The following is a 19733-nucleotide window of genomic DNA, read 5'->3' on the forward strand; positions in this document are numbered from 1 at the left end:
CATGAGTCACGTCGTATTCGAGAATGTTTCAAAACGCTACGTCTTATATGCCCGACCAATTGATAAATTAAAAGAAGTGTTGTTCGGTAAAGTCAGCGGTAAACCGTTTTATGCTTTAAAAAATATCTCGTTCTCCGTCGAACAAGGCGAAATCGTCGGTGTGGTCGGAATCAACGGGAGTGGGAAGTCGACCTTGTCGCATCTGCTCGCCAATGTCACGCCGCCGACATACGGTCGTGTGACACTTGGCGGTAAATCGGCATTAATCGCAATTTCCAGTGGTCTCAACAATCAGCTGACCGGACGGGACAACATCGAATTAAAAGGATTGATGATGGGGCTGACCAAAAAACAGATCCAGGCGATTACACCGGAAATTCTGGAGTTTGCGGACATCGGGGATTTCATCGATCAACCCGTCAAAACGTATTCAAGCGGGATGCGGGCGCGACTTGGTTTTGCCATCTCGATTAATATCAATCCGGATATCCTGATCATCGATGAGGCCCTGTCGGTTGGTGACCAGACATTTACGGAAAAATGCCTCGATAAGATGCGGGAATTTCGCGACCAGGGAAAAACGATCTTTTTTGTCAGCCATTCCTTGAATCAAGTCAAAAGTTTTTGTACAAAAATCCTTTGGCTGGAGTATGGAGAAGTTCGGATGTTTGGACCGACAGCAGAAACGATGGCGGAGTATAACAAATATTTATATTGGTACAAACAGCTGACGAAAAAACAAGCTGCACATTATGTCATGAAAAAAAGAACAGGACGAAGTGATGAAATCGAGCGTTCGGCACGCGGTGAAACGATTGAATTGTCGTCATGAATAACGGATAGGGGATGGAACGAATGAAACGAGTCATGTTAGTGTTCGGAACGAGACCGGAAGCAATCAAGATGGCGCCTGTCGTCAAAGCATTGGAAAAACGAGAAGGAGTCGAACCGATTGTCGTCGTGACGGCACAACACCGGGAAATGCTCGATCAAGTCCTTGAACTGTTCCAGATTGTTCCCGACCATGATTTAGACCTGATGCGTCCACGTCAGACACTAGAAGAGATGACGGCACGGATTTTAAATGCGATGCGTCGTGTCTTAGAAAAAGAGCAACCGGATTTGGTGTTGGTCCATGGGGATACGACAACGACATTCGCGGCTTCGCTTGCGGCTTTCTACCAACAGATTCCGGTTGGTCATGTCGAAGCCGGCTTACGGACGTATCAGAAGTATGCCCCATTCCCGGAAGAAATGAATCGTCAATTGACGGGTGTACTCGCTGATTACCATTTTGCGCCGACCGATCAGGCGGCGGAAAATCTACGGTTGGAAAATAAACAGACTCCGGTCATCGTAACGGGAAATACAGTCATCGACGCATTAAAAACAACGGTTTCGAAAGACTACACGCACCCGGTGTTGACAGATCTTACAGTGAGCGGACGGAAGCTGGTTTTATTGACTGTTCACCGACGCGAAAATCACCTGCAATTATCGCAAATTTTTGATGCCGTCGAACGATTGGCGGACAGTCATCCGGATATCGAAATCGTCTATCCGGTCCATCCGAACCCGATTGTCCTCGAGGCAGCGGAACAGTTAAACCATCATCCGCGCATCCGATTGATTGAACCGCTCGATGTCTTTGATTTTCATAATTTGGCAGCCCGGGCGACACTGATTTTGACGGATTCTGGCGGTATCCAAGAGGAAGCACCTTCGCTTGGCGTGCCGGTCCTCGTCTTGCGTGATACGACCGAGCGTCCGGAAGGTGTCGCAGCCGGTACGTTGAAGCTTGTCGGGACGGATCCGGAACGTATTTATGAAACAGGTCATCTGTTACTGACAAATCAAGGGGCTTATGACGCGATGGCACAAGCGGCGAATCCATACGGAGACGGTCATGCGGCAGAACGTATTGTGGATGCGATTTTAAGCGAGGTACCGGTATGAGTTCACGTTCATTGGAACTGGCAAGTTATCAGTTTTTTCCGCAAGGGGACCGCGATAAAATTCTGCTCGAAGAAGATGCGGACGGTGTTTGGTTCGATTTTCAAGAGGCAGATCCGACCGATAAGCTGTACATCCAATTGTTTGATCAGGGATTTCAATATCCTCCCTCGAAGTTGTATCGTGCCGACGCCTCTTATGGACAGGCCGAGTCCATCACATTGACGTGCGAGCTGGAAGCGGACTCGTCATGCGACGTTCAGGTGTTCAAGATGCAATACGGGCAAAAAAAACGGATGCATTCAGAGACGGAATGGCTGACGGTAAACGGAAAAACAATATGTTCCTTACAATTGAAACGAGTCAAAGGCGCCGACTATTTTAAAATTGCATTCAAGTTTTTACTCGAAGGGGACATGCGGGTTCGGTTGACGGCGCTACACGTCAACCGGCTTGTTCCGATCAAGCAGGAGGAATCCTATCATGTTATTTAGTTCGACGATTTTTTTATTTCTATTCTTACCGATCGTGTTGCTTGTCTACCACTTGTTGCCACGCACGTTTCGGAACGGCTGGCTCCTTGTAGCGAGCCTTTTCTTTTATGCCTGGGGTGAACCGAGATTCGTCCTATTGATGTTGACCAGCATTTTAATCAACTATCTGTTTGCATTGGCCGTACACACGTACCGGACACGGATTGGTGTCAAATGGATCATGTTTAGTATGATTGCTGTCAACCTGGGACTGCTCGGTTGGTTTAAATACAGCGGATTTTTTGTGACGTCAATCAACGAGACTTTTCAAACGACGTTGTTTGTCCCGGAAGTCGTTTTACCAATTGGGATTTCATTCTTTACTTTCCAAGCGATGAGTTACGTCATCGATGTGTACCGTCAAGCGGGACAGGTCCAAAAAAACCCACTTGACCTCGCTTTGTACATCGCGTTGTTTCCGCAGTTGATTGCCGGTCCGATTGTCCGCTATGAGACGGTTGCGGACGAAATCAATCACCGGCGGGAAACCTTGCCTGAATTCGCACAAGGCGTCCGCCGCTTTATCATCGGCTTATCCAAAAAATTGATTTTAGCGAACGGATGCGGGCAAGTCGCGGATACGATTTTTAACATGAAGGATTTATCGATGGGTCTCGCTTGGATTGGAATCATCGCCTATGCCTTGCAAATTTATTTTGATTTTTCCGGTTACAGCGACATGGCGATTGGACTGGGGTTGATGTTTGGCTTTCATTTTCTTGAAAACTTTAACTATCCGTACATCTCAAAATCAGTCTCTGAATTTTGGCGCCGGTGGCATATTTCATTAGGCTCTTGGTTCCGGGATTATGTCTACATTCCTCTTGGAGGAAACCGGGTGTCGCCGTGGAAACAGTACCGCAATCTCGGAATCGTTTGGATGTTGACCGGACTTTGGCACGGCGCAAGCTGGACGTTTGTTGCCTGGGGAATCTATTACGGAATCTGGATCATGCTCGAAAAAGCCTTCCTCGGAAAACTGCTGGCGCGGATTCCCGTATTCGCGACGGTGTGGACGCTTGTTCTCGTTTTGGTCGGGTGGGTCTTTTTCCGGGCAGAAACGTTCCCGGAAGCGATCACGTACATTCAAGCGATGTTCGTCCCGGATGTGCTGTGGGATGACCGCGCGAGTTATCAACTCGTCCAAAATGGTGTCATTTTAGCGCTGGCGTGTCTTGCTGCGACTCCGATTCCAAAACGGATCGGCGAACGATTTGTCGAATCATCGGGCAAAGTCGGACAGACGATGCAATATGGATACGCGATGGTCTTGTTGTTCCTCGCTACATCGGCACTCGTCGCAAGTACATTTAATCCCTTTATTTATTTCCGTTTCTAGAAAGGAGAAGACGACATGGCACAACCAATCGAACGCAAATCAAAGCCGAAAGAGGTCGGTCAACCGTCCTCATCCTTTGAACGGAAGATGATGTGGCTGACGACGATCAGTTTTTTCGTCATCTTGATAGCGATTGGCGCGGGGACGATCCTTCGGGAAGACCGCGTCAGTTCCCAACTGGAAAATCGGTCCCTTGCACAGTCTGTCAAACCGACCGTCCAAGGCGTGATTTCGGGTGACGATATGGTGAAGATGGAAAGTTATTTCACCGATCAATTAGTCTTGCGTGGCACCTTTGTTGAAATGCAGGCCCGATTATCAAAAAATGTCCTGCAGCAACCGTTCCGTAACGGCATTTATACGGCAGAAGACGGTTACTTGATTGAGCCGAGTCAAGCGGCGCAACCGATCGTTCCGGACGCTTTCCGACAGTTCACGCAAGAGGTCAACCGTCCGGTCTATTTTGCCCTCGCACCGTCGAAAACCGTCGTCGCGGAACGGGATGGAATCATTCCGGGTTACGTGGCTTCGAACGCGGAACAACGGTATCAGACGATGCAAGCCGGATTCAAGCAAGCGGGCATTACCTCGATTCCTCTCGATGCCTTACAGTTGTCCGATTACTTTAAGACGGATCATCACTGGAATATAGACGGCGCCTATCAAGCCTATGGCGAGATTATCCGTACAGTCGCGAAAACAGAACCGACGTTAAAAAAAGTGGAAGTCGATCCGGAATCAAAGCGGGCATCGGAACATCCTTACTTTGGTTCACTCGCCCGCAAGACGACGCTTGCGTATGCGAGCACAGGAGACAAAATTGAATACTACGATGCCGGCCAATTTAAGGGCATCGACGTCTGCTACGACAAGAAATGTGGTCAACCTCTGATTGATGAGCAATTTATCAAGGAAGAGGGCGACTATGCCGATCGCTACGAAGTGTTCATGCGCGGAAATCACGGTATTTTATCAATGACGTCGCAGACGAAAGGACCGAAGCTGCTTGTCCTCAAAGACTCGTTTGCCAATCCGGTCCTGCCGTTTCTTGCTAAAAGTGCCAATCTTGAAGTCGTCGATGTGCGATACGTCAACAAAGATTTTGATGCATCTGAATTTGCGAAGCAAAAAAACGTGGATGCCGTCGTTTTCTTACACAATGCGAACATTAACGGGTTGATGAAGACGTATCAGCAGAAATTGTAAAGGAGGTGCCGCATGAGATCACGTTTACGGAAAAAACAACCGCGCATCGGTTGGCGGATTGCCAGTGCCGTCTTGTTGTTGTTTGTCTTAACCGTCAGTGCCACAACCGGATTTGCGTTCTTAAAGTTCCAACAAACAGCAGATTCATTCATTACACCATTAAAAGGAGCAAAAAAACTCCCGCTTGAGGTGATGCAACCGGTCAATGTCTTATTGATTGGAGTCGACGAACGAAAAAATGATCCGGGGCGGGCGGATGCGATCATGTTGTTGTCGTTTAATCCGAAAACGAAACAGGCGACCTCTCTTTCAATTCCGCGTGATATGCAGGTGATACTCACAAATGGTGAGAAAACAAAAATCAATCATACGTATGCTTACGGTGGGGTTGAAGAGACGATTGAGACGGTCGAACGGACGTTTGAGACCAAAGTCCCGTACTATGCCAAAATCAATATGGATGGATTGATTGAACTTGTTGACGCAGTCGGTGGGGTGACGGTTGATAATCCATCTGCGTTCAGTTGGAACGACCGTCGTCTGCAAAAAGACTACGCGGAAGGGAAAATCAAACTCGACGGGCTCGAAGCGAGCGGATATGCCCGCATGCGGAAACAAGACCCGCTCGGTGATATGGGACGACAAATCCGTCAACGGCAGGTCTTGGAAGCGGTCGGGATAAAACTAGGCGGTCCTGATGTTTTGACGAACTTGGAAGAAATCAGTCAGGTGCTGAAAAACAACTTCAGTACGAATATCACGTTTTCAGAAGCAGCGCAACTGGCACAAGAAAATCAAACCGGATTTGAACGTCTGAAACCGCTCAAACTGGACGGTGAGGGATACATTGCGAGTGACGGTGTCTGGTACTTTTTCGCCTCGGATCAATCGATGCAAGAAGCCAAACAGACAATCGATAAACTGACGAAAAGTTAATCCAATCGTTAGCAAGGACTGTGTAAAAAGGGGATTCCTTTTTCATAGTCCTTTTTTTCGATTCGCTTGTTGGTCCAAAAGTCTTATTTTCTTTAGTGAACTAAAATAAGCTTTGACAGAGCAGCCGAACGAATGGAGAATGAAAATGAAAACGATTACATAAATCCAAGGAGGATACGGCATGAATCGATGGAGATCAGTCTGTGCAGTTGTGCTAACGTTTGCACTGATGTTTAGTTTAGTTCCGGTAAATGGTCTGGCACTGGAAAAAGGAGAATCGACACTGGTCATCATTCACTACAAAGAAGATAAAACGTCAGAAAAAGATTGGAATCTCTGGTTGTGGGCAAATGGGCCGGATTATTTCCCGAACAAGGCACATGCCTTTAACGGTCAAGATGCTTACGGAAAAATTGCCGCTTACGAATTTCCGGTTGATCAACCGGAGAAAATCGGTTTCATCGTCCGCGATGATTCCTGGAACAAAGATGCCGGTTCGGAAAACGACCGCTTCATCACAAAAGACATGATCAAAGACGGTGTTGCCGAAGTTTGGATTGAATCGGGCAGCAAAGAAGTTTCACCGGTTAATCCGACGGGCGGCAATGACGTCGAGTCCGTCAACACGAATATTCATTATTACCGGTATGACAATGACTACGAGAAGTACGGGGTGTGGGCATGGCCAAACGCTCAGGATGGAAAACGGTTTGAATTTGACGGTCAAGACGCATTTGGCGCTGTAGCAAACGTCATACTGGCGAATAAGACGAAGGAACGTCTTGTCGGAATCATTCCTCATATCGAAGGATGGTCTGAAAAAGACGGAGCGGATCGTTTCTATTATGCGGGAGCGAAGGATATTTGGCTGATTGAAGGCGATCAAAAGGTTTATTACAGCCAACCGGATATCGATCGGACGCCAAAATTCACAAGTTTCCTGGCCGATGATTTTAAGACGATGACGTTGAAAACGAACTCGCCGATTACGTCAGAAGATTTAAAAACGCTGACCTTTAAAGGACTCGTCAATCCGCTTGTCACACAAGTGGATGCGAAGACGTTAAAAGTAACCGTCACGACGGACATTGATTTAGCAGATGTCATTACGGTCTCGCACCCGGTGTTCGGGGAAGGGATTTTAGAAGCAGGAAACGTGTTGCGTTCCGATGCTTTTGACAAAAAATATGCGTATGATGGAAAACTCGGCACGTCCTATCAAAAAGGAAAAACGACGTTCCGCGTTTGGGCACCGACTGCGCAAGCCGTCGAACTGGAACTCTACAAATTACCGAAAACACAAGCGGCCACTACAAAGAATATCGTCCGTGAAGTGAAGATGGTTCGTGGCGACCGCGGGGTCTTCAGTGTAACGATCAAAGGCGATCTTGACGGAGCAGGATACACCTATGAAGTCAAACACGCCAAAGAAACGACACGCGCCGTTGATCCTTATGCAACAGCCGTCGCTGTCAACGGAGATCAAGGAGTGGTCGTCGACCTGAAAGAGACGAACCCAAAACGTTGGACAAAATCAAAAATGCCGCTGAAACAAACAACTGATGCCATCATTTACGAAACGCATGTCCGGGATTTGTCGATGTTTGATGTCACAGGAAACACGTACGATTCAGGCATCAAGCAAAAAGGAAAGTATCTCGGTGTTGTCGAGCCGGGAACACGTTTGTTGAAGGATGGTAAAAAAACGAAAACGAAAACAGGACTCGATCATTTGAAAGAGCTTGGCATCACGCATGTCCAGTTCATTCCGGTCTATGATTTCAATACGGCTTCTGTCGACGAAACGAATCCGCTTAAAACATACAACTGGGGCTATGATCCGAAAAACTACAATGCACCGGAAGGCTCTTACGCGACGAATCCGTACGATCCAAAAGTCCGGATTAAAGAAATGAAACAAATGATTCAAGGTTTGCACGATAACGGACTTCGTGCCGTCATGGATGTTGTCTACAATCATATGTTTGACGCGAAAGCATCGAATCTCGATAAAATCGTTCCGGGTTACTACTACCGTTACACGGAAGGCGGCGATCTCGCCAACGGAACAGGTGTCGGAAACGATACGGCTTCCGAACGGAAAATGATGCATAAATTGATTGTTGATTCTGTCGCCTACTGGGCAAAAGAATACCGGTGGGACGGTTTCCGCTTCGATTTGATGGGGATTCATGACGTCAAGACGATGAATGCCGTCAAAAAAACAACAACTAAAATCGATCCGTCGATTCTTGTCTTCGGGGAAGGCTGGAGTCTCGGAACACCGCTTCCGGAAGCAGACAAAGCCAACCAGACGAATGCCAAGCAAATGCCGGGAATCGCTCATTTCAACGATAACTTGCGCGATGCACTTAAAGGAAGTGTCTTTGAAGACACGGATGCCGGTTTCATCAACGGTAAAACAGGTCTTGAAACACGCATTAAACGCGGAATCGTCGGTGAGATTGCGTACAGCAAAGACATCACGGGATTCGCAGCAGAACCGAATCAAGCCATCACGTACGTCGAAGCCCATGATAACCACACATTATGGGATAAGTTGAACTTAACGAATCCGACAGATACGGATGCGACGAAAACAAAGATGCACCGCTTGGCGTCAAGTATTCTGCTGACGTCACAAGGAACAACATTCATCCATGCCGGTCAAGATTTCATGCGGACAAAAGGCGGCGACCACAACTCGTACAAGTCACCGGATTCCGTTAACCAGCTCGACTGGAAACGTAAAATGGACCGTCAAACTGATGTCGACTATATGAAAGGTCTGATTCAAGTCCGGAAAGCAAATCCTGCTCTTCATTTAGGAACAGCAAAAGACATCCGCCGCTACCTGACGTTCACATCGTCACCAGAGCAGGTTGTAGCGTATCAATTATCAGATGATGCGCCTCAGCAAAAAACAGATCTTTATGTCGTTCACAATGCGAAACGTCAAGCCGTCAAGATGACGTTACCAAAAGGAACATGGAATGTGATCGTCGATGGTAAAACCGCCGGAACAAAAACACTGAAGAAAGTATCAGGCAACGTGACGGTTGATCCGCTCAGCTCGTACGTCCTAAAAAAATAATCAACTCAAAAACGCGCCGCCCCTGTGAATGACTCACGAGGGTAGCGCGTTTTTCATCTAAGGAAAAGTTAAGCGTAACGCTCGTCTTCTTCCTCTTCTTCGTTCAGGTTACCTTCTTCTGATTTTGCGACGATAACGGCACAAGCGGCGTCACCTGTGATATTGACGGCTGTCCGCATCATATCAAGCAGACGGTCGACACCGATGATCAAGGCAATCCCTTCGACAGGCAGATTGACGGACTGGAGCACCATCGTCAGCATGACGAGACCGACACCCGGTACGCCGGCTGTTCCGACAGACGCGAGAACGGCAGTCAGGACGACGGTTGCTAGTTGCGCCGGTGACAAGTTGATATCATACACCTGAGCGATAAAGACCGTCGCGACCCCTTGCATGATCGCCGTTCCATCCATGTTGATCGTTGCTCCGAGCGGTTGGACAAAACTCGATACCGAGCGCGGGACTTTCAGCTCACGCTGCGCTGTCTGCATGGCGACCGGTAATGTCGCGTTCGACGATGAAGTCGAGAAGGCGAACAGCATGACCGGAGCAAACTTTTTAAAGAAGAAAAACGGATTCATTTTTCCGAGCAGGGAAACGGTTGATCCGTACGTCAACAACGAATGAATGATTAGAGAAAGTACCACGACCATCATGTAGAAGAACATCGCTTTGAGCGAAGCAAATCCTTGTGCACCTACGGCGGAAGCAATCAATGCAAATGCGCCGAGCGGGGCCATCTTCATGACGAGCCCAATCAAATACGTCATCAAGTCATTTCCTTGTTCGATGAATGAACGTAATGTCGAGACCTTGCTGCCAAGGAACGTGATGCCGAAACCGATGAAGACGCTGAAGACGATAATTTGTAACATGTTGCCTTCTGCCATCGACGTAATCGGATTCGTCGGGAACATGCCGACAATCGTGTTGATCAAACTCGTGTCCGGTAGGTTGCCTTGATCATATTTCAAGTTGTCCGTCGCAAAGTTGCCAAACGTACCCGGTTTGATCAGTAACGACAAACCAAGTGCGATGACGATGGCAACAGCTGTCGTCGTCATGAAATACGTGATGGCTTTTCCGCCGACACGGCCAAGCTCTTTTGGATTTCCGAGTCCCATGACTCCAAGGGAAATCGAGAAGAAGACGATCGGGACGACGAGCATCTTAATCAGGTTCAAGAAGATCGTACCGATTGGTTGAAGCGCATACTTATTCAATCCTTCGTAAATAGATTTGTCTGGTAACATGGCGAGAATGATTCCGAGAATAACTCCTAAAATCAATCCCCAAATGATTCGCTTGGCTTCTTTCAAATGAAAACAACTCCTTTTTCAGATAACTGTGTCTATTTTGACACATCATTCACCATTTTGACAAAACATTTCATAAAATTTCAGAAAACGCTTACAAAATATTTCGGTTTTTTTAGTTGAATAATCATGAATTTGTTGTAAATACGGTAGCAACATGAGACTATAGAAAAGAACAAAAAGGAACATCTCAGGAATGAAGCAAAACTGGTTAATCAACTATTGACCATTTTGTATATTCCTACTATAATGTTGTATGACGTGTCTGACACGTTTCCTTTAGTCGGTAATATCGGAGGGAGGGAAAACTAGTGGAAACTCGTGTACGTAAAAATGAATCACTTGAAGACGCACTTCGTCGCTTCAAACGTGGTGTTTCAAAAGATGGTACGCTTGCTGAAGTTCGTAAACGTAAACACTACGAAAAGCCAAGTGTAAAACGTAAGCTTAAATCGGAGGCTGCGCGTAAGCGTAAGAAGTTCTAACGTAAGAGAGGGTGTATCCTCATGAGTCTTCAAGAGCGTTTGACAGTGGATATGAAGGAAGCCATGCGTTCGCGTGAGAAAGATCGTCTTACGACGATTCGGATGGTGAAGTCGTCCCTGCAAAATGAAGCGATTAAACTCGGTAAGCAAGAATTAACTGATGAGGAAGAGCTAACTATACTCTCACGTGAGATGAAACAGCGCAACGACTCCCTCCGAGAATTCGAACGCGCTGATCGTCACGACCTCGTCGAGAAGATTCAAGCAGAGATAATCGTGCTCGAAGCTTATATGCCAAAACAACTTTCGGAAGAAGAAGTTCAGGAAATCGTCAACGCAGCAATTGCGCAGACGGGTGCCTCGGCTCCTTCGGATATGGGGAAAGTAATGGGTGTCGTCATGCCGCAACTTAAGGGTAAAGCGGACGGTGCTTTAATTAATCGCCTTGTTAAACAACAACTACATTAACCCGTTTTGAAAGGTGTCCTCCGGGATGCCTTTTTTTATGCAATAAAATCGGAAAAATTCGAAAATTGATAAAAGTTATGAAACCTTTTCTAAGATGAAAGCGTATATAATAAGAGTAACAATAAGCCATGTTCAGAAAGATGAAACATGTTGTCGTCTGATTCTGATGAAAAAGGGGTGAACGAAGTAATGTCTTTTAGCTTAGGGATGATTTTAGCGGTCTTCATGATCGGTGTCCTCATGTTGCTGGTCGAAATATTCGTGACAGGGTTCGGGATATTCGGCGTACTTGGCATCGGCGCAGTTCTTGCCAGCTTGATTATGGCGGGTGCGACGGTCGGTCAGGTGGGTCTTGCTGTCGGTTTGGCAGTCTTTTTATCGCTTGCTGCCGGATTTTGGGCGTATCGTCGGATCAAATCGAACCAATCGTTATTATGGCGAGGTTTGATTTTAACAGACTCCACATCGTCGGAAAAAGGATATCTCTCTCATCAAGATAAAGAACAACTGCGTGGCAAAATCGGGATTAGTTTGACACAACTTCGCCCGGCAGGAACGATTGAGATTGATGGAAATCGAGTCGATGCTGTCACGGAAGGGAATTTTATTAACGCCGGTGAACAAGTCGTCGTGCAAGACGTCACACACGGACGAGTCATCGTTCGAGTCCAAAAAACGAAGGAGGAGTCACTCACATGACACCCGAACTATTGACCGTTCTACTCGTATCAGGAGGAATACTTATTTTCCTCGCGATTTTCTTTACGCTTGTCCCGATCCCGCTTTGGATCAGTTCACTTGCCGCCGGGGTCCGTGTCTCCATCTTTACATTAGTCGGAATGCGACTCCGTCGTGTTACACCGTCAAAAATCGTGAATCCATTGATCAAGGCAGTGAAAGCAGGAATCAACCTCAATACAAACCAACTGGAAAGTCACTTTCTTGCCGGTGGTAATGTCGACCGTGTCGTCAACGCCTTGATTGCGGCACACCGTGCGAATATTGAACTCAGTTTTGAACGGGCGGCAGCGATTGATTTAGCAGGTCGGAACGTGCTTGAAGCCGTACAGATGTCCGTTAACCCGAAAGTCATCGAAACGCCATTCATTGCCGGTGTTGCGATGAACGGGATTGAAGTTAAAGCAAAAGCTCGGATTACGGTCCGTGCCAATATCGACCGCCTCGTCGGTGGTGCGGGTGAAGAAACCGTCATCGCCCGTGTTGGTGAAGGGGTCATCTCGACGATTGGTTCATGTCAAGATCAAAAAGAAGTTCTTGAAAATCCGGAAATGATTTCCCGGACGGTCCTTGCGAAAGGTCTTGATTCAGGAACAGCATTCGAAATTCTCTCGATTGATATTGCCGATATCGATATCGGTAAAAACATTGGTGCCGTTCTTCAGACGGATCAGGCGGAAGCCGATAAAAACATCGCTCAAGCGAAAGCGGAAGAACGTCGCGCGATGGCGATTGCGAGCGAACAAGAGATGAAATCACGTGTCGAAGAAATGCGTGCGAAAGTCGTGGCGGCAGAAGCGGAAGTCCCGCTTGCGATTGCGGAAGCACTGCGTGACGGAAACTTCAGTGTAATGGATTATGCCAACTACTTGAACGTGACGGCTGATACGAAGATGCGTCAAGCCATCGGTGGTCAATCATCGCCGAACGACACACAATAAAAGGATGATCTAGATGGAAAGCTTAATTTGGGTCGGACTGATGATTGCCTTTGGTGTAATCTCGGTTATCTCAAAAGCAGCCGATCAAAAGAAGACCAGTTCTTCAACACGTGTTCCCTCTAAAGAATTTGGCGACTATGTCAAGAAAATGGTCGATCAAGTGGAAACGAAGCTTCCGGAAAATCGGGAGGTTCCACCTCCGATCAAACGGAAACAACCAAAGCAGACACAACCGGTCAAGCATCAGCGGACCGAATTGCAACAACGCTTGGATGAACGGGATCGTGTGAAAGCTCAGAAACAATCACGATCGAATCTGGGCAAGATCACTGGAAGTATTTCAAGTGATGAGATTGGAAAAAGACGGGATAAGAAAAAAGGGATGCAGACAACGCAAGAGGAAATCCGCCAGGCAATCATCTGGAGCGAAGTCCTTGGACCGCCGGTATCAAAACGGGCGTCAAAATCCCCGCATCGTTAAAAACAGGTCAGCTCTCGTGTAAGTGGAGAGCTGATTTTTTTTGTGAAGACACGATGGGAAAATCACGGGCTCAGCAAGGATAGAAAACGAAAAGAGTTAAAACAAGGAAACCACATCTTGAGGATGGGTTTTTCTTTCCATCTAATCTTCTTAAATGATAAAGTGGACTAGAACAGATTTATAGAGATGACGTACTGTTATCCATCATTAGGAGGCCAATCATAACGTGATATTCAATGAAAGAATCCCATTCGTATTTTCGAATTCAGAACAGATTCAAGCATTCGTAGGACCGAACGATGCCGTACTAAAAACGATGGAAGCGGAGCTGGAAGTCCAACTTACCCATCGTGGTGATGAATTGCTGGCGCAGGCGGAAGAAGAACGGTCTGTCGTGTTAGCAAAACAGGTCGTCGGTGTCTTAAAGCAACTGGTTGATCGGGGAGCCGTCTTAACGGAACGTGACGCAACAAGCGCAATTCAACTGGCGCGACAAGACCGGGTCGATGAATTACTCGAATTATACGATACGGTCATTCATACGAATCACAAGGGAAAACCGCTCCGGGCAAAAACACTTGGTCAAGCCCGTTACGTCCGGGGAATTGAAAAATGTGATTTAACATTCGGTATCGGACCGGCCGGAACCGGGAAAACGTATTTAGCGGTCGTCATGGCAGCAAAGGCCTTAAAAGAAGGTTATGTCAAACGATTAGTATTAACACGACCTGCAGTTGAAGCAGGGGAAAATCTCGGATTCTTACCGGGGGATCTAAAAGAAAAAGTCGATCCGTATTTACGTCCGCTTTATGATGCGTTACATGACGTGCTTGGTGTGGAACACACAGCCCGTTTGTTGGAACGGGGTGTGATTGAAATTGCACCGCTCGCCTATATGCGGGGGCGGACACTGGAGCATGCTTTCGTCATTTTGGATGAAGCGCAAAATACGACAAGAGAACAAATGAAAATGTTTTTGACACGTCTTGGTTTTCACTCGAAGATGATTGTCACAGGTGATTTAACGCAAGTTGATTTACCTCGGGGAAAAGCATCCGGTTTACAAGAAGCGTTGAATTTACTTGGCAATGTTCGCGGCATTCATTTTGAACACTTTAGTTCGGCTGATGTCGTCCGGCATCCACTTGTTCGGAAAATCATTGATGCGTATAGTCAAGAACTCGATTGAAGCGCAACAGGTGAGTCTTGAAGTGGAAAGGAGACGAACGGATGCGCAAAGTAGGTATGTGGATCAGTCTGCTGACACTCGGCTTTTACATCATCGTTTCGACGATGATGTATGTCAGTGTCCGGCCCGAAGCACTGTCAGCAGATCCATTTTCGATTGCAGAAGAAGATATTCGGTCACCGCTGACGATGGAAGACCGGGAAGCCACCCGGTTACTGAAAGAAAATACGGTAGCCGCAATTGATAGCCAATACACGATTAAACAGGAATATGCTGCACAGCAAATCGATAAAGTCGAGCAACTGTTTGCAAGTCTTAAAGGCATTAAAAAAGCAGAAGACATCGGTCGAATCAAACAGCGGCTCCGGGGAACGGAAGCCGCGGATTTACTGCAAGACGATGAATTGCGGCTTCTTGCCACATCGTCTACAGCAATGCGGACGACGACACGCGACGTTGTGATTACGGCCATTGAGGAAGCGATGCGGCAACGAATTTCTTCTGATGGCGGTGAAGTGGCGGAAGCGCGTGAAAATGCACGACTTGATATTGAACGGTCCGCCTTATCGTTTTCGATGAAGGCTGTCGGAAAAACGCTGACTGATCAATTGATTGTTACGAACTATGTGTACGATCCCGAGAAAACAGAGCAGTTGCGTAAGCAGACCAGCGATAAAGTGGAACCGGTCTTGATTTCTGAGGGAGAAGTCATCGTCAAACGGGGAGAAGTCATCTCCCAGGATGCCTACCGTCAACTGCAACTCGTCGGTCTGATTTCTGACCGGCAATCCCTTAAACCTTTGTTTGGAACGTTGATTGTCAGTGCTCTGATGACACTGTTGTTGTTCGGATTCATCAGTCGATCCAACTTACGTTATGCAAAGATGGGCAGAGTAAAGCTGTTCAGTTTGGTGTATTTAGTTGTGATATTGCAACTTGTCGTGACGTACGGGATGGCTTTCTTGGCAGACGATATTAATCCGGCTCTGTATTTACTAACGCCGACTGCATTTTCCGCGTTAGTTTTGCGTAATTTATTGAATGAGCGAATCGCTTTATCCAGTACCTTGTTCATGGCTCTAGCAGGTACTTTTTTCTACAGTACGAACCAAAATTTCAGCTTTAATATCGCGATTTACTTATTGGTCGGCGGGTTAGTGGCCACCTATTTCCTACGTTCCAGCTTGTCACGCCGGCGGATTTTCGTCAGCAGTTTGACGATTGCTTTAGCGAACGTAGCGGTTTTCCTCGCTTTCGTACTCATGCGTAGTGGACAGTTGGAAGTGAAAGAGACGTCGATTCTGTTAGGGTTTGCCGTTGTCAGTGGTATCTTCAGTGCGATCTTGGCGATTGGATTATTACCGTTTCTTGAGATGACATTCGGTATTTTAGCCCCGACACGTCTCTTGGAATTGTTAAACCCGACCCATCCCTTGTTAAAAAAACTATTGGTCGAGGCTCCGGGAACGTATCATCACAGTATGATGGTCGCAAATCTTGCCGAGACGGCTTGTGAAGCGATTGGCGCGGACGGGTTGCTTGCCCGCGTTGGTGCGTACTATCATGATTTAGGGAAAACACGGCGTCCGCTCTATTTCATTGAAAATCAGCATGGACTTAATCCGCATGACCGTCTGACACCGGAAGAATCCGCTCGAGTGATTCTTGCCCATACGGATGACGGAGTGGAACTGTTGGAAGAAGAAAAGTTACCGAGTGTCATCGTCGATATCTGCCGGGAGCATCATGGTACGTCATTACTCCGTTATTTTTACGTCAAGGCAACGGAACAAGGTGAAGTCAATGAAGCGGATTTCCGTTACTCGGGTCCGAAACCACAAACGCGCGAAGCGGCAGTCATCATGATTGTCGATTCCATCGAGGCAGCGGTCCGATCCATGAAGTCTCCGACTGAAGAGGGCATTCAGGAACTGGTCAAAAAAATCATTCGCGAAAAATTGTTGGATGATCAATTTTCGGACTGTGAACTGACGACACGTGACATTTACCGGGTCGGTGAAAGCGCCTGCCACACGTTATCCGGGTTATTCCATGAACGGATTGAATATCCTGAATTAAAGAAAGAGGAACTTACATGAATATTTACATGACAGATGAAGGTACATTGTTGACGGAAGAACAACTGAAATTAGTGGAAGCGATTTTGGTCTATACCGCAACAGAAGAAAAGATTGAAGCGAACAGTGAATTATCCGTCACGTTCGTGACAAATGATGAGATTCAGCAAATCAACCGGGAATGGCGTGGGAAGGATCAAGCAACGGACGTCATTTCGTTTGCGATGGATGAACTGGGAGAAGATGAGATTGATTTTGAATTGCTTGAGGATGAACCGGTTGTGCTTGGAGATTTGATCATTTCTGTGGAACGTTGCCGGGAACAGGCGGCGGAATACGGGAATCATTTCGAACGGGAACTTGGGTTCCTGGCCGTTCATGGTTTCCTGCATCTTCTCGGATACAATCATATCGAAAAGGCAGATGAAGAGATCATGACGAAGCGTCAGGAGGAAATCCTGCATCACTTTGAACTGTACCGAGGAAAATTGTGAAGACGTGGTGGTTACCATTCACCCATGCGATGAACGGGATCCGTCAGGCGGTAAAGGAAGAACGGCATATGAAGGTCCATTTTACGATTGGGTTGATTGTCCTGGCGCTTGCCTTGTATTTACCGTTGACATGGATGGAACGGGCGATTTTATGTTTAACAATCGGCGTAGTCATCAGTGCGGAAATGTTCAATACCGCCTTTGAACGGACCGTTGACCTCGTCACGGAAGAATGGCATCCGCTTGCAAAAGCAACAAAGGATATCGCGAGCGGAGCTGTGCTTGTGTTGGCGCTTACATCAATTGCGATTGCACTATGCATCTTCGTTCCATATTTGGTACAATAAGAATCCGGCCTTTTTTTGGCCAATACCGTTCCTAAAAGGGGAAAAATGACATGAAAACAGAACAATTACTCGAACAGGCTAAACTTGCACGCCAAAAAGCGTATGTTCCTTATTCAAAATTCCAAGTCGGAGCTGCCTTGCTCACGAAAGACGGACAGGTTTTCCATGGCTGTAATATCGAAAATGCGGCGTATGGTCTTTGCAACTGTGCTGAGCGGACAGCGATCTTCTCGGCATGGGCACAAGATGCACGTGAATACGCAGCGATGGCTGTCGTAGCAGATACGGAAGGACCTGTCGCACCATGCGGACAATGCCGTCAAGTTCTGTTTGAAATGTGTGACGCGGATATGCCGGTCTACTTGACGAACCTGACGGGTGACGTCACGGAAACGACAGTTGGTGCTCTCTTACCGGGTGCATTCACGAAGGGAGATCTTCATGTTTAAAGAAGGATTTAAATCAGGATTCGTTTCGATTATCGGTCGTCCGAACGTTGGGAAATCAACGTTCTTGAACCGTGTCATCGGACAGAAAATCGCCATTATGTCGGATAAACCACAAACGACACGGAATAAGATTCAAGGTGTCTATACGACAGATGATGTGCAAACGATTTTCATCGATACACCGGGAATCCATAAACCGAAACACAAACTCGGTGACTTCATGATGAAAGTTGCGACAAACGCCTTACGTGAAGTTGATGCGATTCTCTTCATGATTAACGTGACCGAACCAAAAGGTAAAGGTGACGAATTCATCATCGAGAAGTTGAAGGATTTGGATACACCGATCATTCTTGTCATGAATAAGGTCGATTTGATTCATCCGAACGATATCCCGCCAATCATCGAATCGTATCAAAACGAATTGAACTTCGCAGCAGTCGTTCCGATTTCTGCTCTTCAAGGAAATAATGTCGAACCGCTTCTGCAAGAAATCTCGAAAATCTTACCGGAAGGTCCGATGTACTATCCGGCGGATCAAATCACCGATCATCCGGAACGATTCATTATCTCGGAAATGATTCGTGAGAAAGTCCTGCAGAAGACACGTGACGAAGTGCCGCACTCGATTGCTGTCGCCATTGACCAGATCAAGACACGTGAAGACGGAAACATGGTCGATATTCACGCAACGATTTTGATTGAACGTGATTCACAAAAAGGAATCATCATCGGCAAACGTGGTGCCCTGTTAAAAGAAATCGGTTCAGAAGCACGGACGGACATCGAGATGCTGCTTGGAACAAAAGTCTACTTGAACCTTTGGGTGAAGGTTCAAAAAGACTGGCGGAACAAAGCAGGTCAACTGCGTGAACTCGGATTCCGAGACGACGAGTATTAATCGATGATTGATAAGGCGGAAGGGCTTGTCTTACGGACGGTCGTGTATGGTGAATCGAATAAAATCATTACACTGTTGACACGTGAATATGGCAAGCTCGCCGTCATGGCCCGTGGTGCTAAAAAACCCGGCAGCCGTTTCAATGCAGCGAGCCAGCCGTTTATCCGGGCCATTTACGTGTATCCACGTTCGCGTGGTCTCGGTCAATTAAAATCAGCAGACGTCATCACAGGGTATTCGAAAATTCGTCAAGATGTGTTTTTGATGGCTTATGCGATGTATCTTCTTGAACTGGCAGATAAAGCACTTGATGAACGGGTCCCGCAGCCGGCACTCTATGATTTGTTTGTCGATGGTCTTGAAGCGATGGACGAAGGACTTGACCCGGACGTCGTCTCCTTCATCATCGAACTCCGGTTATTACGTCATCTGGGAATCGCCCCGCACTTAAATGGCTGTACGATTTGTGGCAGTGCCGAAGCGCCGTTTGCCTTTTCGTTGAATCACGGTGGTTTACTTTGCAGACGACATCGTCATGAAGATGAACATGCTGTTTCTTTGACGGAATCCGTGGCGAAGATGTTGTATGTCTTTTCCGTTTATGACTTTTCCCGGATTGGTACAGTCGAGGTGAAGCCGGAAACGAAACGTTTATTGCGTCAAATCATGGATGCTTATATGGAACGGTACAGCGGTCTCCGCCTTCGTTCGAAACGGGTTCTCGATCAATTACTGAATCTCGGAGACGATTGACAGATGCGCTCTACGTTCGGTAGAATAGG

General features: G+C 47.0%; 20 protein-coding genes. 19 read left to right on the top strand and 1 reads right to left on the bottom strand.

Annotation, left to right across the window (positions count from 1 at the left end):
• Position 1: 1 nt before the first annotated feature.
• The 7 genes from tagH to pulA all read left to right on the top strand — a co-directional run bounded on the left by tagH (position 2) and on the right by pulA (position 9061).
• The gene (tagH, locus tag HNY42_RS05610) at positions 2-832 is read left to right on the top strand and encodes a teichoic acids export ABC transporter ATP-binding subunit TagH (protein ID WP_012369712.1); all 831 of its coding nucleotides are present in this window, start codon (positions 2-4) and stop codon (positions 830-832) included.
• 14 nt (positions 833-846) lie between these two features.
• Positions 847-1956: a non-hydrolyzing UDP-N-acetylglucosamine 2-epimerase gene (gene wecB, locus HNY42_RS05615; RefSeq protein WP_370528991.1), complete on the top strand. Its 1110-nt coding sequence runs from the start codon at positions 847-849 to the stop codon at positions 1954-1956.
• Entirely contained in the window at positions 1953-2447 is a 495-nt protein-coding gene (locus HNY42_RS05620) for a hypothetical protein (RefSeq protein ID WP_131503945.1), read from the top strand. The genes wecB and HNY42_RS05620 overlap by 4 nt, the downstream gene beginning before the upstream one ends.
• Entirely contained in the window at positions 2437-3825 is a 1389-nt protein-coding gene (locus tag HNY42_RS05625) for an MBOAT family O-acyltransferase (RefSeq protein ID WP_188005232.1), read from the top strand. Before HNY42_RS05620 ends, HNY42_RS05625 begins: the two co-directional genes overlap by 11 nt.
• 15 nt (positions 3826-3840) lie before the next feature.
• Positions 3841-5031 (top strand): DHHW family protein, encoded by a 1191-nt coding sequence (locus tag HNY42_RS05630; protein ID WP_188005233.1) that lies wholly within the window; start codon positions 3841-3843, stop codon positions 5029-5031.
• A 12-nt stretch (positions 5032-5043) separates the two neighbouring features.
• Positions 5044-5967: an LCP family protein gene (locus tag HNY42_RS05635; RefSeq protein WP_188005234.1), complete on the top strand. Its 924-nt coding sequence runs from the start codon at positions 5044-5046 to the stop codon at positions 5965-5967.
• A gap of 181 nt (positions 5968-6148) precedes the next feature.
• On the top strand, positions 6149-9061 hold the full coding sequence (gene pulA, locus HNY42_RS05640) for a type I pullulanase (protein WP_188005235.1): 2913 nt from the start codon (positions 6149-6151) through the stop codon (positions 9059-9061).
• Between the two features lie 68 nt (positions 9062-9129).
• Here the strand turns inward: pulA and HNY42_RS05645 are convergent, their stop codons facing one another.
• Positions 9130-10383 (bottom strand): dicarboxylate/amino acid:cation symporter, encoded by a 1254-nt coding sequence (locus HNY42_RS05645; RefSeq protein ID WP_188005236.1) that lies wholly within the window; start codon positions 10381-10383, stop codon positions 9130-9132.
• Positions 10384-10691: 308 nt separating this feature from the next.
• Between HNY42_RS05645 and rpsU the strand changes: the two genes are divergently transcribed.
• From rpsU to recO, 12 genes are all read left to right on the top strand, one after another.
• Positions 10692-10865, top strand: a complete 174-nt coding sequence (rpsU, locus tag HNY42_RS05650; RefSeq protein WP_012369719.1) for a 30S ribosomal protein S21 — start codon at positions 10692-10694, stop codon at positions 10863-10865.
• 21 nt (positions 10866-10886) lie between these two features.
• Positions 10887-11333, top strand: a complete 447-nt coding sequence (locus tag HNY42_RS05655) for a GatB/YqeY domain-containing protein (RefSeq protein ID WP_026828988.1) — start codon at positions 10887-10889, stop codon at positions 11331-11333.
• A gap of 189 nt (positions 11334-11522) precedes the next feature.
• A complete protein-coding gene (locus HNY42_RS05660) occupies positions 11523-12032 on the top strand; it encodes an NfeD family protein (protein WP_131503951.1) in 510 nt (169 codons plus the stop codon).
• A complete protein-coding gene (gene floA / locus HNY42_RS05665; protein WP_131503952.1) occupies positions 12029-13012 on the top strand; it encodes a flotillin-like protein FloA in 984 nt (327 codons plus the stop codon). The genes HNY42_RS05660 and floA overlap by 4 nt, the downstream gene beginning before the upstream one ends.
• Before the next feature lie 13 nt (positions 13013-13025).
• Positions 13026-13493 (top strand): hypothetical protein, encoded by a 468-nt coding sequence (locus HNY42_RS05670; protein ID WP_131973205.1) that lies wholly within the window; start codon positions 13026-13028, stop codon positions 13491-13493.
• Between the two features lie 226 nt (positions 13494-13719).
• The gene (locus HNY42_RS05675; RefSeq protein ID WP_131503954.1) at positions 13720-14682 is read left to right on the top strand and encodes a PhoH family protein; all 963 of its coding nucleotides are present in this window, start codon (positions 13720-13722) and stop codon (positions 14680-14682) included.
• Positions 14683-14723: 41 nt separating this feature from the next.
• Positions 14724-16781 (top strand): HD family phosphohydrolase, encoded by a 2058-nt coding sequence (locus HNY42_RS05680; RefSeq protein WP_131503955.1) that lies wholly within the window; start codon positions 14724-14726, stop codon positions 16779-16781.
• Positions 16778-17254, top strand: a complete 477-nt coding sequence (gene ybeY / locus HNY42_RS05685; protein ID WP_188005237.1) for an rRNA maturation RNase YbeY — start codon at positions 16778-16780, stop codon at positions 17252-17254. Before HNY42_RS05680 ends, ybeY begins: the two co-directional genes overlap by 4 nt.
• Entirely contained in the window at positions 17251-17601 is a 351-nt protein-coding gene (locus tag HNY42_RS05690; RefSeq protein ID WP_131503957.1) for a diacylglycerol kinase family protein, read from the top strand. Before ybeY ends, HNY42_RS05690 begins: the two co-directional genes overlap by 4 nt.
• A 50-nt stretch (positions 17602-17651) precedes the next feature.
• Positions 17652-18050, top strand: coding sequence for a cytidine deaminase (locus HNY42_RS05695; protein ID WP_114596407.1), 399 nt, complete (start codon positions 17652-17654; stop codon positions 18048-18050).
• Positions 18043-18951 carry a GTPase Era gene (era, locus tag HNY42_RS05700; RefSeq protein ID WP_012369729.1) on the top strand — a complete coding sequence of 303 codons (909 nt, stop codon included), beginning with the start codon at positions 18043-18045 and terminating at the stop codon, positions 18949-18951. The genes HNY42_RS05695 and era overlap by 8 nt, the downstream gene beginning before the upstream one ends.
• A 3-nt stretch (positions 18952-18954) precedes the next feature.
• Complete coding sequence (recO, locus tag HNY42_RS05705; RefSeq protein WP_131503958.1) at positions 18955-19704, top strand: DNA repair protein RecO; 750 nt, start codon at positions 18955-18957, stop codon at positions 19702-19704.
• The last annotated feature ends 29 nt before the right edge of the window (positions 19705-19733 follow it).

This window comes from Exiguobacterium sp. Helios (genome assembly GCF_014524545.1).
In the GTDB taxonomy this organism is placed as follows: Bacteria; Bacillota; Bacilli; order Exiguobacteriales; family Exiguobacteriaceae; genus Exiguobacterium_A.